The sequence below is a fragment of the Pedobacter sp. FW305-3-2-15-E-R2A2 genome (assembly GCF_038446955.1).
Taxonomy (GTDB): domain Bacteria; phylum Bacteroidota; class Bacteroidia; order Sphingobacteriales; family Sphingobacteriaceae; genus Pedobacter.
Genome location: NZ_CP151803.1, coordinates 1,855,350 through 1,871,739, shown reverse-complemented (window position 1 = coordinate 1,871,739; position 16,390 = coordinate 1,855,350). Strand labels below are relative to the sequence as shown.

The following is a 16,390-nucleotide window of genomic DNA, read 5'->3' as shown; positions in this document are numbered from 1 at the left end:
GCGCGTTTAAGGTTTATAATGGTACCACAGGTGGTCTTTGATGTCATTGTCCGCGTTTTTTGTCCGCTTCAACCGACCAAAAATATCATATTCATAATACACTGTTTCTCCCCTAGGATCAGTCATACTGGTCATTCCTTTCAGTACGGCATAGGTATAACTGGTCACTTCTGCATCAGGGTTAGAAGAGGCCAGGTTGGTACGGATTTTATTTAGTTCCGTACGCATGGCCGCATCGCCGGATGGGTTATTGATCACGGTGGTATCTACCAGTGCCATCACTGTGGCGTAAGTACTTCCGGTAATCCTGGCCACGATATATCTTTTCTGATATCCCCAGACCAGCACTTCCTTCAATTCTCCTTCTTTACGCTGTTCCACCACATTACCATAACTGTCATATTTATCAAAGAGAATCCTGCGCTCATACCTGTTGTCCTTACTGGCCGTACTTACCGTAAAAACAGCGGGACTAAAATCGCTCAGCCCGGCGGTATTGTTCAGGCTGTATACCGTATCCGGAACCGGGATCTCCGGTTTATAGGAAACCAGCTGCGCCATCGTGACCTTTCCGCTCCCTCCCGCAGTTTTCTCCTCCACATAGCTTTCTACCGGGCTGGTAATGACATGTTTATCCTGCAGGTTTTTAATGCCTTTGGAAAAGGAAATAGAACTTGTGCCTGAAATCGTGTAATCATAAGGGTATTTAAAACGGGTAATGCTGCTGTCTCCTGCAGAATTCACCTTAACTATTGCTGAAGGGTTTGCAAATCCGGCATTGAGGTAGCTGTATTTAGTGAGCTCTTTCAGGGTATCTGTGCCGTTAAAATAATAGGCCGAGTCCAGCACCGGAACGAACTTGTCCTGCGTAAAATGGTAAGTTCCCCAGCTGGTTCCATAATTCACATCAGGACTGCCTGGAAGCGCATTGATGGAAAGAAACAGGGAAGTGTTCTGCAGGGAGCCGCTGGCCAGATTCGCAAACCGGTGTACCTCCTGCTTCATCTTTTTGCCCGAACCATCCTGGTACCATACCCTTTTCATCCTTCCCCGCCAGGAAGATTTACTATTGCCTGCCCTGTCAAAAACGGATTGGTCGCCCAGAGCAGTAAAATAAAACTGATCTTCATACCCGTCGAACAGGGAATCTGCATTTACATCGCTGTAGCCATTGGTAAACTGCATGACCGTTTTACGCCCGTCATTCATGGTTTCGGTCACCTGTGCATAACCTACCGTTCCGCCTTTTCCATTACCTAAAGGGACCATCGTACTCTGGTTCAGCAGAAAAAAAGTACAGATCTGGGGATCAAAAATCCCCTCTATCGGCGGATAATACCTGATCCTTTGTTCGCCCCAGTGAATTTTCGAGGTCAGGTTACAAAACGGGATTTCAGACACCCCGGAGGTGATCCCTTTATAACTATAGTCATAATTCTTTTCAAAAGAGGAACTGTTTACCGGGCTGGTAAAAGTGATCTTTTTAATCCGGAGCCCGCCTGCATTATAGATATGGTAATTAAAAGGCCCCTGACTCCGGCCTGGTCGTTTGTATTTAAACTGGTTGGTCACTTTAATACCCGCACTGAATCCATAAGCCGGAATTTCCGTTTCCATTTTATACCTTCCTTCAGTCAGGGACACCGATGGGCTTTGGGTAGAAGTCCCGTTAGGTTTAACAAATCCAAAACCGATGCCGGGGTTTGGAGCGCCGATGCCCGTTACCGGATTGAAACTCCAGGTATTCAGCAGGTCAAAAACACCTGTGCCTTCATTATACTTATAGAGCCTTGCGATACTCAAAGCGCCAAATCCACCATTATAGACATAATTCTGGTAATCGGTCCAGCTGTTGATATTTGGCGACATCCCCAGCTTGGTTTCAAAAGTTGCGGTCTGGTTTTGGTGCAGGATAAATTCAGCACTGTTGTTCGTGCTGGGGTAATTACTGGAGCTTCCCAGCTGCCTGAGCGAGTCCATCGCCATGGCCATACGTTCATCCGATTCCGGGACAACAGGATAGGCATAGTCATTGCCTTCATATTCGAACTCAGTCTTCCCTCCTGTAGGATAACTGACACTTTTCAATGCACCTACCCGGGCGTATTTATAATCCGGGTTTTTGAAGCTGCTGTTGTAGGCAGAGCCCAGGTTAACCACCGTGCCGTGAAGGTTTTTAAACCTGATAAAAAAAGGCTGGTTCTGAGGGCTTAAACTCTTTTCTTCCCCGTTATAATAGCCCCAGAAATCGGTTCCCAGGTTGTTTACCCCGGGCATTTTCCGACCCATATACGGACCAAAATAGCTGAAACGGTAGGCTGGCTCATCGTTGATATTCACACTGTCCAGCAGCATTTTTTTGGCCAGGCTGTCGCTGGTACTGTCACTATAGGTATAGGTAAACCGCGCCCTGCTGACCATCGTTGTTCCGTTAAACATTTTAATGCTGTCCAGCCGGATCTTATAAACATCGGTCCGGGAACTGTTGTTCCGGTAAAACTTCAGGGTATCGGTTTTATGAATGATCGATTTGATCAGCAGGTTATTGGTTTTAATCAGTTCGGGAAGTCCGGCCACGCCAATCACATCGTCACAATCGGGATTCAGAAGAAACTGGACCTGAGGGGAACGGTCCTCATACCGTATAAATTCATATTGCTCCGTTGGATAATAGTTCATCCGGTAACAGTTATTTCCTTCACTCTCATATTTAAACTCGATCACTTCATTTTTAAAAGGTAGCCGGATCCTGGTGAGGTACCAGGCACTGGAATAGGTGTATCCACTGCTCATGGTATTGGTCTCGGAAACATCAAAGTAATATTCGGTTCCCTTTTCATCAATGAACTTAAACTTATCTGCCGTGTATTCCGCATACAGGTTATTTACATCCTTCATCAACACTTTTCCATCACTGGTAAAGCTGAAACTGCCGCTAAGGCCCAGGAAGTTAAAATAAAACTCATCACATTCTGTATCTACTTTGGCCATGCCGTTTTCGTTCTCCACGTTCAGCATTCTGCGTCGATCGGGAGGAGTACCGGGAACATAAGCAGCGCCCAGACCTGGAAGTCCGCGGACAATCCTGGTCACCGAACCCCCGGCGTTCAAACTGAACCCTGCACCTACCCATCCGGGAATCTCCCTTGGTTTCACCCCGGAAGCATGATAACTCAGGGAAACAGGAACACTAAAATCCTTGGTTTTCAGTTCATACAAAGGCACACTGACCTCGGGAATCCCACTGTAATAACCCACCGGCATTTCTACATATTTCCCCAGTGCTGCCGCCTGAGGGGATAAAGGCTGGGTAACAGTGGTCAATAAATCAACCTGCGCAGTGCTGTTCAGAGGGACAAATAAAACAGACAGCACAAATAAAGCAAGCGCGTACAATCTTTTTTTCATCGTTTTAGAGTTTGGCGTTAAACGGCTGTGATCCGGTAACCATTGAGTATCAACAACCTGACGATGTCTAATCTATAGACAAATATTTAAAAGAAAAATATATTACCAATTATTTTCAAAACAATGTTTTGTGGGAAAATTCATGTCATTGATAAATAAAAGCACTTATTTGTAGTAAACTACAAATAAGTGCTATGAACATAAAAAAATGGCAAAACATAAAAAAAATCTGCACAATAAAGGAAATAGAAAACAGGTCAGACCTGCCTTACTAAGTTCGGAATATATCTGAAAAGCCAACAGGGCCAAATGGGTCAAAATTCATGGTAAAACACCATAACATCCGGATCTGATCTTTATAGTGTTATATCCTGATCAGGGCTGTCTTAGGGGTTGGTAAGGATTGGTGGCGTCAAAGGCCTTATCAACCCTCTCCAACCCCTCGGCAACCTCGAAGCCTATACAAATCCCACACTCAGCTTATTTAAATCAGGAAAGAAACAGCTTGCAGGAATACGCATTTCAAGCTCATTTTATACCAGTTGCTTACCCGCCTTTAACACGCTTCTGACCGAGTTAGCACCGAGTATAGACCGAGCTTAGACCGAGGTTAAACCTAGCTTGGGTAAAACGAGTTTTTTACAAGTCCCAAAGCAAGATTTTACCATCTTATTCCTAATCTAACTTTACATAAAAATCCAACTGATTTTGTGGTATTCCTGATAATGGCTTACATTGCCCCAATCCTGACCTGATTCCTTCCCTATCCCTGCCCTAAAAAAATATTTTAAATTATTTTCAAATACCCGGGTTACCTTTCTAACATTAGCGTATTAATCTGTAAAATTAGTTAATTACCTAAAAACAAAATAGAATGAAAAACGCATTTAAATTTGGCTTTGCAGCTTTAGCAATCACTTTATCAGTAGCAGCTTGTAACTCAGAAAAAACTGGTACTTCTACTGACACTACAGCAACTGATTCAGGTGCAGTTGTTACAACTGTTGATACTACTGTAAAAGACTCTACTGTAAAAGATACAACTGTTAAAACTACTACAGAAGCAACTAAACCAGCTGCTCACTAGTTTAAATTAACCCATAAAAAAAAGGCTTCAGATACATCTGAAGCCTTTTTTTTATGCCTTACATTTATTTTAGCCTGGCTTCCCTTCCCAAAAACGGCTAATAATGCGTAACTTCGCGCCTGTAAACAACCATAATATTCATGAATTTATCTCCACTTCAAGCTATTTCTCCAATAGATGGCCGTTATAGAAACACTACTCAAAGCCTATCTAAATACTTTTCTGAATCTGCCCTCATCAAATACAGGGTATATGTAGAAGTAGAGTATTTCATTTCACTATGTGAAATCGGATTACCTGGATTAGCTCAATTTGATAAAGCCAACTATGGAAAACTACGCCTGATTCATGAACAATTTAATGATGATCATGCGCAGGAGATCAAAGACACAGAGAAAATCACCAATCACGACGTTAAAGCAGTAGAATATTTCATCAAGAAACAATTTGATGAACTGGGTTTCCAGGACTATAAAGAGTTCATCCATTTTGGATTAACTTCTCAGGACATCAACAATACTGCCATCCCTTATACTTTCAAGCTGGCACTGAATGAAGTTTATTATCCGAACATCAGCGGACTGATCAGCAGAATTAAAGAGCTGGCTACAGACTGGAAAGATATTCCGCTATTGGCGCATACCCACGGACAACCAGCCTCTCCTACCAAACTGGGAAAAGAATTCCTGGTATTTGCAGAACGTTTAGAAATTCAGTTGAACAACCTTAAAAACATCCCGAACAGTGCTAAGTTCGGTGGTGCTACAGGAAACTTCAATGCACACCATATTGCTTACCCTTCCATTAACTGGGTAGATTTCTCCAACAACTTCGTCAATGAAGTATTGGGATTAAGTCGCGCGCAACATACCACACAAATTGAACATTACGATCAGTTTGCTGCACAGTGTGATGCCTTAAAGCGAATCAACAACATCATCATTGATCTTGACCGCGACATCTGGGCCTATATCTCTAAAAATTACTTCAAACAAAAGATCAAAGAAGGAGAAGTAGGTTCATCAGCGATGCCGCATAAAGTAAATCCTATCGATTTCGAAAACGCGGAAGGAAATGCTGGTGTAGCCAATGCTTTATTTGAATTCTTCGCAGCGAAACTGCCGATCTCCCGTTTACAGAGAGACCTGACTGATTCTACCGTATTGAGAAATGTAGGTGTTCCTATGGCACATACCGTAATCGCCATCGCTTCTACGTTAAGAGGATTGAACAAATTGTTGTTAAACAATGAAGCAATCGCTACAGACTTAGAAAACAACTGGGCAGTAGTGGCAGAGGCCATTCAAACGGTTTTGAGAAGAGAAGCTTATCCGAATCCGTACGAGGCTTTAAAAGACCTGACACGTACCAATCAAAAGATCACCGCAGAGACAATGGCGACCTTTATTGACGGCTTAAATGTTAATGAGGCGATTAAAACAGAGTTAAAGCAAATCACTCCATTTAACTATACCGGAGTATTTTAGGATATAATGACCTAAAACAGACATCGATAGCTTAAATTGCATGTTTGAATTATTTATTTTTGTAAGAAAAAAAGACAATGACGATCAACGTATATACAGAACAAACCCCTAATCCTGCCACCATGAAGTTCATGGTCAATAAGTTATTGATCAACGGCAGTGAAGATTTTGCGACTAAAGAGAGTGCTGAGCATTCCCCTTTTGCGAAGGAACTGTTCAAGTTCAACTTTGTGAACGGCGTTTTTTTTGCAAGTAACTTTGTGACCATCACCAAGACTGAAGATGCAGAATGGGCAGATATTGAGCCTATTTTGAAAGAATTCGTAAAAGGTGCGGTAGAGTCAGAATATAAAATCAAAGAAGAAACGAGCGAAGCGCCTACAGCTTTCGAAGGAACAGACCTGGAGATCAAAATTCAACAGATCCTTCACGATTATGTACGTCCGGCAGTAGAACAGGATGGCGGTGCCATCAGCTATAAATCATTTGAAGAAGGTGTCGTTACTGTAGAGCTTAGAGGTTCATGCAGTGGATGTCCATCCTCTACCATTACTTTAAAATCAGGTATCCAGAACTTATTGCAACGCATGGTTCCTGAGGTAAAAGAAGTGGTATCTGAAGCCTTGTAAAACAAGACCAACGATAAACAAAAAGGCCCATGACAAAAATCATGGGCCTTTCTTATGGAGAATAAATTCTTGTTCTAGCTATTAAAGTGCGTGTTCATGGTCGCAAGAATTTCCTCATGGATCAATCCGTTGCTGGCCAGTATTTCTCTTTTCTCCAGAAACTCTGTTCCGCCGGAGAAGTTCATGATATTTCCTCCTGCCTGCTGTACAAGATAAGCTCCTGCTGCCACATCCCAGGCATTCAGGTTGTATTCAAAAAAGGCATCGAACCTGCCACAGGCCACATAAGCAAGGTCTGTTGCTGCCGAACCAATCCTTCTCAGTCCATGGCATTTTTGCATCATTTCAGAGAAAAGCTGCAGGTATTGTGCCTGCTTATCAAACTGGTAATAAGGGAAACCGGTAGCGAGCAAACTATCCGCCAGTGAGGTCCTTGTAGAAACCTGGATTTCCTTATTGTTCAGGTACGCTGCCCCACCTTTATAGGTAAAGAACATCTCTCCTCTATTGATCTCATACACCACTCCTATAACCGGCTGGTCGTCCTCGTAAAGCGCCACACTGATGGCATAGGTAGGAATTCCATGGATAAAGTTAGTCGTACCATCTAAAGGATCTATAATCCAGTTGTACACCGCTCCCCTGCTGTTGATCGTTTCTTCTTCTGTTGTAAATCCTGCACCCGGAATCAGCTTGGCTAAATTTCTCACCAATTGCTTCTCCGCCGTTTTATCTACATAGGACACCAGGTCGTTCAGCCCTTTGAATTCTACTGCATTTGCGTCAAAATTCATGGACTCCTTGCGGATAAAATTGCCCGTCAGCCGTGTGATGGCAATTACTTTAGAACAGAGTAATTCGTAATTCAAATCTTTGGATATTAATAATTTGCATGCTTTTCTTTATTCTTCACAGAATAGAGTACCAGAAGCAGACCTGAAAGGAATAGGATGCTGGAAATTAATTCCGCCTGTGTAAAACGGATTCCGGCAACATCGTATTTCGTATTCACCCTGATCAGTTCCACAAAGAAACGCTCCAGGCCATTCATCATCAGGTAAATCCCGAACATCATGCCCGGCAGTTTAATGCGGTCACGGATCTTCCAGAGAATAAGGAATAAGATAAAACAAACAATCACCTCATAAATAGGCGTTGGATATACCGGAGCAGCTAACTCATGACAAAATTTACCGACACAACCGGGAATAAGATTCCCTTCATTGGCCACATTGTTTGGATAAGTATAAGCCCACATCCAGTCAGGAAGCCAGCTAAAAGGTTTAGGGTTAAGATTGGTAATTCCCCAATCCCCGTCGCCCGACATATGACAACCGATCCTGCCGACACTGTAAGCCAGCATCATTCCGGGACCACCAATGTCCAGCATGTGTAAGATTTTTACATTGTTCTTTTTGGCGATGTACAATACTGCAGCACCACCACAGATCAAACCACCGTAAAAAGTAAGTCCGCTGAAAGACAGCAAACTTCCGATCGGGTCCTGAACAAAAGTATCCCAATGCTCGAGGTTATCGAATATTTTAGCGCCTAAAAAGCCCCATACCGCTGCCCAGACAATCATATTGCCCATCAGCTCGTAAGGGTGTTGCGTCACCTCCACCGTTTTAGGAGCAGGTAATTTATGTCTGTTTTTTTCTTTATGGTCCCAGTAAGCAAAAAGACCGGCAAAGAATAGTCCGCCAAGCAGACTTCCTTTAGTAGACAGCAATACCGTTTGGGCATCACTTACAAAAAGTTTATAATTTAATAAAGCGTAGACCAGTTTATAGCCAATCAGGAAACCGAAAATACCATTATAGATCAACTCGATAGTCGTTGCCGGCTTACCAACAGTGATCAGTTTTTTTATCGGATGTAAAAGACCCAGGGCCTCTTTACGTTTGAATTCCTGGGTAAAAGCCCAGTAACCTGCGATAAATGCCAGCGCTACAAAAACGCCAAATGTATTAAAAGGAAGGGGTACCTGAACACCGAAAAGATATTCTATAAAATGAGATACGGTTGGAAACATACGGATAAAAAAAGTTTAATGCGAATATAGGATTAATGCGCTAAAACTTCTTCGGTTTCTGCAACTTCTACCTCCCCATCAGCAGTAAGTTCGATCAATTTTACAGTTTTGATCTCATTTACCATCACCGGGTCATATTTCGCTTTCACTTTCACATAGTTTTTAGTAAAACCATGCATGAAACCATCTTTCTGATCATCTTCAAAAAGCACTTGTCCTACTGTACCAATCTGCGACTGGTAAAAAGCTCTGCGTTTTTTGTCCGACAGGATGTGCAACATTTTACTGCGGTCTGCCCTGGTGCTTCCGGCTACACGGCCTTTCATATCCGCTGCAGCAGTCTGCTCACGTTCAGAATAAGTAAACACGTGCAAATAAGAAATGTCCAGTTCGTTTAAGAACTGATAAGTATCTAAAAAGTCTTCATGCGTTTCGCCTGGAAATCCAACGATCACATCCACCCCGATACAGCAATTTGGAATCAATGCTTTGATCGTCGCTACACGTTCAGTATAGAGTTCTCTCTGGTAACGTCTTTTCATCAATCCTAAGATCTTATTGGATCCGGATTGTAATGGAATATGGAAATGCGGTACAAAGCGTTTAGAATGGGCTACAAACTCAATGATCTCATTGCTCAGTAAATTCGGCTCTATGGAAGAGATCCTGATTCGTTCAATGCCTTCCACTTCATCCAATGCTTTGACCAGGTCGAAGAATTTATCTTCCCTCTGGCCATCTCTGATTCCGAAATCACCCAGGTTAACCCCGGTCAATACGATCTCTTTCACACCACTTTCTGCGATTTGCGTGGCGCGGTTCACCACATTTTCTATGGTATCACTGCGGCTTCCGCCACGGGCAAGTGGAATGGTACAATAGGTACATGGATAATCGCAACCGTCCTGAACTTTTAAGAAAGTCCGGGTTCTGTCGCCGATAGAATAGGCTGCAATAAAGTTATGGTTTACTTTCTCAATGTTCTGCTGATGAATAACGGCTTTAGGCTGTTTGGTCAGGTCAGAGATGTACTCGACGATGCGGAACTTCTCCGCTGCGCCCAAGACCATATCCACGCCTTCAATTTCGGCAATCTCCACCGGTTTAAGCTGCGCATAACAGCCCACAATGGTGATGTAGGCATTAGGTGCATATTTAAGTGCTTCCTTAACCACCTTCCGGCATTTCTTGTCGGCATGTTCCGTTACGGAGCAGGTATTGATCACATACACATCTGCTGCCGCTGTAAAATCCACGACTGCATAGCCGGCATCGGTAAATAACCTGCCTATAGTGGAAGTTTCAGAAAAATTTAACTTACAACCCAGTGTATAAAACGCAACCTTCTTCATTAGCCCTGATAAATGTTCATTAAGAATTTGCAAAGATAAGTTTTTAGATGAGATTATTCCTCATTCCAGCGGTAACTATCCATACTAAGCCCCGCCAGGTCGATCACACGGCTGACCACCGTTTGCGCCACTTCTTCAATGCTCTTTGGAAGGCTGTAAAAGGAAGGACTTGCCGGACAAATAATCCCGCCTGCTTCCGTTACCGTCTTCATATTATTGATGTGAATGAGGCTGAAAGGCGTATCCCGCACTACGGCGATCAATTTCCGGCGTTCTTTCAAGACCACATCTGCCGCCCGGCTGATGAGGTCATTGGAGATGCCATGTGCAATTCTTCCCAGCGTTCCCATGGAACATGGAATGATAATCATAGTGTCAAATTTTGCAGAGCCCGAAGCAAAGGGGGCATTGAAATCCATTTTCGGGTAAAAAGTGAAAGGGTAAAGATCATAGTCTTCATTGCCCAGTTCAAAGCGCCAGACTTCCTTCGCATTGTCGGACATCACCACCCCTACCTTTTCAATCTGGTCAGAAAGCTTCAGCAGGTTATCCAGGAGTAATTTAGCATAAATGGAACCACTGGCTCCGGTGATGGCAACGATGATTTTCTTCTTATTCATAACGCCGGTAAAGGTACGGAACCCCTATGAACAAAAAAGGGTCGAAAATAAATTTCCGACCCTACATCTACCTATGAAAAACATACCCTCGAAAGGGTAAGCCCAAATGTAATTAACTTTTTGATTAAATGAAAGTTTAAACACTTTTTTTTGCAATCTAAATGTTCTAAATACAAGGCTTAAAGCAAATATTTTACACCATACAGGTTTTTGTTGCTTAACAATGACCAATCAGATGTGCCTTCTTTATACTTCAGCACCAATTCTTCCTTTTTTCCACCGTTTTTCAACGCATAAATTTTAACCGGATGATATCCCGCTTTCAACTTCACTGTTGTAAAAATTTCTTTACCCGACGTATATCCAAAGTCCGCATCCAGTAATTCTGCCTCATGTAACCGTACATAAGCTTTACCTTTCGTCTGAAGAGAGAAAGTATAGTTTCCATCCTTAGGCGCCTTAAAATAGGCTTCATACAGGACCATCCCATCCGCAGTACCGACAGGAACCGGCTTTAAACTTTCAGCCCCTCCTTTTTGCGGCGTCGCTCTTCCTTTTTCGGAGATTACCCATGGAAAATCACCTTTAAAAAAGCGCCAGTTCAAACCAGGCTTGAGTCCTTTGGAAATGGGCGAAGCAGGAATGGCAGCTCCATCATAAGGGCGGGGAGCTTCGGAATCTACTCTCCTTCCCTGCAAGACCTTAGCCTTCATTTTTTCCTGAATCTTTTGATAGGCAGGACCAGCAGCAAGGTTCTTTGTCTCCCTAGGATCGGTAACGACATTGTAAATCTCAAAATCATCTTCGGCAGATTTGATCTGGTAACGGACGCCCACCAAATCCCCGAAACGAATCATCTGCATCTGATCACGCTTCCTTCCTCTCCGGCTTTCTTCAAACGATTTAAAATCCGGCGTTCTTCCGCCTTCGGTATATTCTACATAAACCTGTCCGGCTTCTTGTTTGCCTTTTCCGGTAAGGGAAGGCAATAACGATACGCCATCCGTTCTTGCCGGAACAGGGATCTTTGCTGCCTCTGCGAAAGTCGCCATCCAATCGGACAACATACTGGGGCTGCTGATGGTTTTTCCGGGAGCAATATGCCCCGGCCAGCTGGCCAGTACAGGCATTCTCAATCCACCTTCCCAGACATCTCTTTTGATCCCGTCGAAAGGGCCAAAGCTTCCAAAAAATTCAGGACTGTTAGGGGCAAATCCCTTTGGAAGGTACGATTCTATGGAAGGACCATTATCAGAGGTAAAAATCACCAGTGTGTTTTCTGCAATATTCAAATCCTGAAGCAATTGGGTCAAATCGCCAATGGCATCATCGATCCTTCTGTTTGCCGTTGCATAGCGTTTATACGTATCCGGCCAGGCCTTTTCAGGAGTACCGGCATTCTGATCATCGTCATAGGTGGCATTCGCATAATCCGGATGCACATAGGTATCAATCTCTCCGGAAGCGGTATTGATCATGCTTCCTCCCTTTCCGGTCCATTGCAATCCGCCTTTCAAACCGCCTCCTTTAGGATAGGCCTGAGTGGGCAATTCCAATACGGCATGAGGGGCATCATAAGCCAGAAACATGAAGAAAGGTTGTTTCGCATCTTTCCCCTGTTCATGGTCTACGATCCATTTTTTCGCATAGGCAGTCCACAAATCTGTGGTATAACATTTACTCAGCTCCGCAGCAACATCGGTATAATTGTCCCAGACCTGCTTTTTGCCCCGATATAATCCTTCATAGGGATAATGCTCGTGGCCATCGGCATGTCTCATATAACCAAAGAACTGATCAAAACCACGTTTTGAAGGATGGGCCGGCCAGTTGGGTTCCTCTTTTGTTTCGCCCTGCAAACCCCATTTTCCAATAGCTGCAGTGGCATATCCACCTGCTTTTAACATCGTGGCAACGGTATGGTTATTTTCGATCTGTTTGTCGAACTGGTTATCTCTTACACTGGCATTGCCCTGATTCATTCCGGTCATAAATGAAGCCCTGGAAGGGGCACAAACCGGGGCATTGCTATACTGATGGGTAAACTTAGCACCGGAAGCAGCCATCTGATCCAAATGTGGTGTCAATTGAAAAGGCAATGCTTTATTCGCTTTCTGCCGGCGCTGATTTTGAAAAAAAACACCAATATCACCGTATCCAAGATCATCGGTAAGGATGAAAATGACATTCGGGGCAGCTTTTGATTGGGTAACCTGCGCCTGAATATGGGCAGGAAAAAGGGCAATAGGGAGCAGAAAAACCATTACTGAGGCTTTCCAGGTTCTTTTAATCATAGTCTATTCGGTTTGTGTGTTGTTAAACCAAAGTTATCAGTTTTTATGAAATGGCATAATTGGAATTATTCAGCGAAATCGGCAATCATTAAGCAATATTGGCAGATTTAAGTGTAATTGTTAAATTACAAGGTATTTTTAAAAGATTTTTATACTTTTATCATTACCTAACCAAATATCATGAAGCCACAACTACTCAAAGTTTCAAATAACCTTGTGAATTCATTTAGTGCAAGAAGAGATAAGGTTCCTTATATCAACAACCGCTGGCATTACCATGCCGAGGTTGAGCTGATCTATTTCAAAAAGGGCAATGGCACTCAGTTTATCGGCGACAACATCAAGCGTTTCCGATCCGGCGATGTCGTTCTTGTAGGTGCACACCTGCCCCATTACTGGAGGTTCGACGACAGCTATTTTAATGAAGATGAGAAGAACAATGCTGATGTAGTCGTAGTGCATTTCAATGAAAACTTCTGGGGAAGTCATTTCTTAAACCTTCCGGAGAATAAAGCGTTAAAGCTAACCCTGGAAAAAGCACAAAGAGGGATTCAAATTCCCGATAAGAACAAAAAAGCCATTGGGGAGCTGATCGAGTCCATCTTGCTTTCTGAGGGCTCTAAACGCATCATCTTATTGATGGAAGCCTTGCTGGCCATTGAAAATTGTACCCCAAACCACCTGCTTTCTTCCATCGGTTTCCGTCATGACTTCGAGGAAATTGAGAACGACCGGATCAATGCCATTTACAATTACTCCCTGGCCAACTTCAAAAGAAAAATCCAGATGGAAGAAATGGCTTCCGTCGCCAATATCAGTCCGAATTCCTTTTGCAGGTATTTTAAATCAAGGACCAGAAAAACCTATACCCAGTTTATCAGTGAAATCAGGGTGGGACATGCTTGCAAACTGCTGATTGAGGACAGCATGAATGTGAAGCAGATCTGTTATGAAAGTGGCTTCCACAACTTCGCCAGTTTCCATAAACATTTCAAAATCATCACCGGAAAAAGCCCTTTAACTTATCAGAAGTCCTATTTACAAAAATAAGCTTACCAACACACACACAAATACAACATTAACAAACGAAACCTACACACAATTCTATGAACAAGAAGACCTTACTGTCTTTTCTGTTTTTGCTGCTGTTCTTTTCAGAGAACAAGGCACAGGAAAGCAAAACCCAGGACAAGAACAATGCTAAAAAAATGGAATGGTTTACCGATGCCAAACTGGGGATATTTATCCATTGGGGCATTTATTCGGTCAACGGAATTTCCGAATCCTGGGCATTTTTCAATAATTACATCAACCATGATAATTACATGAAACAATTGGATGGCTTTAATGCCGCCAGTTACCAACCCGAAGAATGGGTAAAGCTCATTAAAGAAAGTGGTGCCAAATATTCGGTCATTACTACTAAACATCATGATGGCATCTCTTTATGGGACACTAAAGCGCCTAACGCAACGACGACCATCAAACATAGCGCTGCAAAAAAAGACCTCATCAGCCCCTTTGTAAAAGCCTTAAAAGCTTCGGGATTAAAAACAGGATTGTATTTCTCTCTGCCCGACTGGAGTTATCCGGATTATGATGTTTTCACAAGAGAACATAAAAGATACAAGCTGACCGAAGAGCCTAAGCGATGGAACAAATACCTGAGCTATTACCATAAACAGCTGGATGAGCTTTCGGCTAATTTCAAACCGGACCTTTTATGGTTTGATGGAGATTGGGAACATTCAGGCGAAGAATGGCAGGCGCAAAAAGTGCTCAAAGGATTGCGCAGCTATAATCCCAACATCATCATCAATTCCAGACTCAACGGACATGGCGATTATGAAACTCCTGAACAGGGAATTCCAGTGGTAAGACCTGCCGGAGATTACTGGGAACTGTGCTATACGATGAATGATTCCTGGGGTTATCAGCCTTACGATTATAAATACAAATCCCCGAATATGATTGTCAGAACGTTGGTAGACTGTATCAGTATGGGTGGAAATTTACTGCTTGACATCGGTCCTAAACCAGATGGAACCCTACCTGAACAACAGGTAAAAGTGCTTAAAGGATTGGCCCGCTGGACGCAAAAACATGGAGAAGCAATTTACGGAACCCGTGCAGGAATTCCGGCAGGACATTTCGACGGAAAAACAAGCCTTTCCAAAGACCATAAAACATTATATCTATATGCAGACTGGGCACCATATGATGGAATTTTATACCTTAAAGGCATTCAGTCTAAAGTTAAATCTGCTAAAGTTGTCGGCAATAACAACAATGTCGTACTCAGCAAAAACGGAAATGACCTTACCTTAAAAATCTCCGAAAACTCAGTTGACGCTGATGTAACCGTACTTGCTCTTCAATTTGATGAACCTTTAAAACTGGAAAAACAAACCAGTGTCAGCGTAAACCTGAGGGAAAAGAAGAAAGAATCCGGCAAACAACAGATCACCGAAATTGCCAATGCATTGCAGGATGGAAACAATCCCTTCTTAAACACCAAACTGGCGGTAGACGGACTAGGATTTGAAACAGAAAAGAAAAACCTGAACCCTGAAGTATACCACTGGATCACTAAAAATGCAGAAGGCTTGTTTCAAACCGGAAAAGGACTTCCTGAAGGACATTATCAGGGCAACAGTGCCTTATCTGCTGATAAAAAAACCGTTTATCTTTTTGTAGAAGGACAGCCAACAGGGCCAATCGCCTTAAAGGGAATTAAGAACAAAATCGCGAGGATCAGGATTGTAGGTGAAGGCACAATGATGGAGCCGGAAATATATAATAAATTGTATTGGAGTGCGATTCCGGGTATCATTTACATTCCGGTTCCCCAAGATCGCCTGGACAAGAGTTTAACGGTTATTGCGGTTCTTCTGGACGGAGAAGTAGATTTATACCGGGAAAAAGTAGGGGCAATTGAAAGTAATTTATAATCTTTCAGCGCTTCGGATTTCTGATCTTTAAATGACTGATTAAAAAATCCTTAACCTAAAGATAACATCAGTTCCCTGTAGCACTTGTTCAACTATCAACGTTTAGGAAAGAAAAAACATGTTTTATGAAAAAAGGATTACTCTTATTATTCATCGCCATTTCAGGACTTTTCTTCTCCTGTAAAAAAAACAAGGACAAATCAGAAGCTGTGGAGATTTACGGCAAATGGAAACTGACAGAAACAATGGCCGACCCCGGCGACGGAAGTGGCAAATATATAAAGGCGACAGGTGAGCCAAAATACCTCAGCTTTAGTCAAGATGGCAAATTAGAGGGCGATGCCCTCTCTTTTGAAACCTTCCGGTATAGGATCCTGGATAGTGCAAGGATAGAAGTGCTTTATAACGTTTACCTTCAGCCACAAATTTACGGTTACAAACTGAGTTCGAAAACCTTAGAGATCTACCCTCCCTGCATTGAAGGATGTGGCCTGCGGTTCGTAAGACAGTAAAAAAATAGCTTGTCA

12 protein-coding genes are annotated in these 16,390 nt (G+C 42.9%); 6 read left to right on the top strand and 6 right to left on the bottom strand.

Annotated features, from left to right (window positions below):
• Positions 1-6 precede the first annotated feature (6 nt).
• Positions 7-3,408, bottom strand: a complete 3,402-nt coding sequence (locus AAFF35_RS07785) for a hypothetical protein (protein WP_342331862.1) — start codon at positions 3,406-3,408, stop codon at positions 7-9.
• 874 nt (positions 3,409-4,282) lie between these two features.
• Here AAFF35_RS07785 and AAFF35_RS07780 point away from each other — a divergent pair.
• The 3 genes from AAFF35_RS07780 (at position 4,283) to AAFF35_RS07770 (ending at position 6,611) form a co-directional block, all read left to right on the top strand.
• The gene (locus AAFF35_RS07780) at positions 4,283-4,495 is read left to right on the top strand and encodes a hypothetical protein (protein WP_342331861.1); all 213 of its coding nucleotides are present in this window, start codon (positions 4,283-4,285) and stop codon (positions 4,493-4,495) included.
• Positions 4,496-4,635: 140 nt separating this feature from the next.
• Positions 4,636-5,982: an adenylosuccinate lyase gene (gene purB / locus AAFF35_RS07775; RefSeq protein ID WP_342331860.1), complete on the top strand. Its 1,347-nt coding sequence runs from the start codon at positions 4,636-4,638 to the stop codon at positions 5,980-5,982.
• A 77-nt stretch (positions 5,983-6,059) separates the two neighbouring features.
• On the top strand, positions 6,060-6,611 hold the full coding sequence (locus AAFF35_RS07770; protein WP_342331859.1) for a NifU family protein: 552 nt from the start codon (positions 6,060-6,062) through the stop codon (positions 6,609-6,611).
• Between the two features lie 74 nt (positions 6,612-6,685).
• On the opposite strand, the gene AAFF35_RS07765 is transcribed toward AAFF35_RS07770, so the two are convergent.
• From AAFF35_RS07765 to AAFF35_RS07745, 5 genes are all read right to left on the bottom strand, one after another.
• Positions 6,686-7,480, bottom strand: coding sequence for an inositol monophosphatase family protein (locus AAFF35_RS07765; protein WP_342331858.1), 795 nt, complete (start codon positions 7,478-7,480; stop codon positions 6,686-6,688).
• Positions 7,481-7,491: 11 nt separating this feature from the next.
• A complete protein-coding gene (locus tag AAFF35_RS07760; RefSeq protein WP_342331857.1) occupies positions 7,492-8,646 on the bottom strand; it encodes a prolipoprotein diacylglyceryl transferase family protein in 1,155 nt (384 codons plus the stop codon).
• A gap of 32 nt (positions 8,647-8,678) precedes the next feature.
• On the bottom strand, positions 8,679-9,998 hold the full coding sequence (gene mtaB / locus AAFF35_RS07755; RefSeq protein ID WP_342331856.1) for a tRNA (N(6)-L-threonylcarbamoyladenosine(37)-C(2))-methylthiotransferase MtaB: 1,320 nt from the start codon (positions 9,996-9,998) through the stop codon (positions 8,679-8,681).
• Between the two features lie 53 nt (positions 9,999-10,051).
• Positions 10,052-10,618 carry a UbiX family flavin prenyltransferase gene (locus tag AAFF35_RS07750; protein WP_342331855.1) on the bottom strand — a complete coding sequence of 189 codons (567 nt, stop codon included), beginning with the start codon at positions 10,616-10,618 and terminating at the stop codon, positions 10,052-10,054.
• 179 nt (positions 10,619-10,797) lie between these two features.
• A complete protein-coding gene (locus tag AAFF35_RS07745) occupies positions 10,798-12,912 on the bottom strand; it encodes a sulfatase-like hydrolase/transferase (protein WP_342331854.1) in 2,115 nt (704 codons plus the stop codon).
• Between the two features lie 180 nt (positions 12,913-13,092).
• On the opposite strand from AAFF35_RS07745, the gene AAFF35_RS07740 reads away from it, so the two are divergent.
• The 3 genes from AAFF35_RS07740 (at position 13,093) to AAFF35_RS07730 (ending at position 16,375) form a co-directional block, all read left to right on the top strand.
• Entirely contained in the window at positions 13,093-13,962 is an 870-nt protein-coding gene (locus AAFF35_RS07740) for a helix-turn-helix domain-containing protein (protein WP_124578145.1), read from the top strand.
• A 56-nt stretch (positions 13,963-14,018) separates the two neighbouring features.
• Positions 14,019-15,863: an alpha-L-fucosidase gene (locus AAFF35_RS07735; protein ID WP_342331853.1), complete on the top strand. Its 1,845-nt coding sequence runs from the start codon at positions 14,019-14,021 to the stop codon at positions 15,861-15,863.
• Between the two features lie 125 nt (positions 15,864-15,988).
• The gene (locus tag AAFF35_RS07730) at positions 15,989-16,375 is read left to right on the top strand and encodes a hypothetical protein (protein ID WP_342331852.1); all 387 of its coding nucleotides are present in this window, start codon (positions 15,989-15,991) and stop codon (positions 16,373-16,375) included.
• Positions 16,376-16,390: the final 15 nt, after the last annotated feature.

Bases quoted from the DNA above. Each gene is read 5' to 3' on its own strand.
- AAFF35_RS07785 (WP_342331862.1), bottom strand. From the start codon at position 3,408: ATGAAAAAAAGATTGTACGCGCTTGCTTTATTTGTGCTGTCTGTTTTA.
- AAFF35_RS07780 (WP_342331861.1), top strand. From the start codon at position 4,283: ATGAAAAACGCATTTAAATTTGGCTTTGCAGCTTTAGCAATCACTTTA.
- purB (WP_342331860.1), top strand. From the start codon at position 4,636: ATGAATTTATCTCCACTTCAAGCTATTTCTCCAATAGATGGCCGTTAT.
- AAFF35_RS07770 (WP_342331859.1), top strand. From the start codon at position 6,060: ATGACGATCAACGTATATACAGAACAAACCCCTAATCCTGCCACCATG.
- AAFF35_RS07760 (WP_342331857.1), bottom strand. From the start codon at position 8,646: ATGTTTCCAACCGTATCTCATTTTATAGAATATCTTTTCGGTGTTCAG.
- mtaB (WP_342331856.1), bottom strand. From the start codon at position 9,998: ATGAAGAAGGTTGCGTTTTATACACTGGGTTGTAAGTTAAATTTTTCT.
- AAFF35_RS07750 (WP_342331855.1), bottom strand. From the start codon at position 10,618: ATGAATAAGAAGAAAATCATCGTTGCCATCACCGGAGCCAGTGGTTCC.
- AAFF35_RS07745 (WP_342331854.1), bottom strand. From the start codon at position 12,912: ATGATTAAAAGAACCTGGAAAGCCTCAGTAATGGTTTTTCTGCTCCCT.
- AAFF35_RS07740 (WP_124578145.1), top strand. From the start codon at position 13,093: ATGAAGCCACAACTACTCAAAGTTTCAAATAACCTTGTGAATTCATTT.
- AAFF35_RS07735 (WP_342331853.1), top strand. From the start codon at position 14,019: ATGAACAAGAAGACCTTACTGTCTTTTCTGTTTTTGCTGCTGTTCTTT.
- AAFF35_RS07730 (WP_342331852.1), top strand. From the start codon at position 15,989: ATGAAAAAAGGATTACTCTTATTATTCATCGCCATTTCAGGACTTTTC.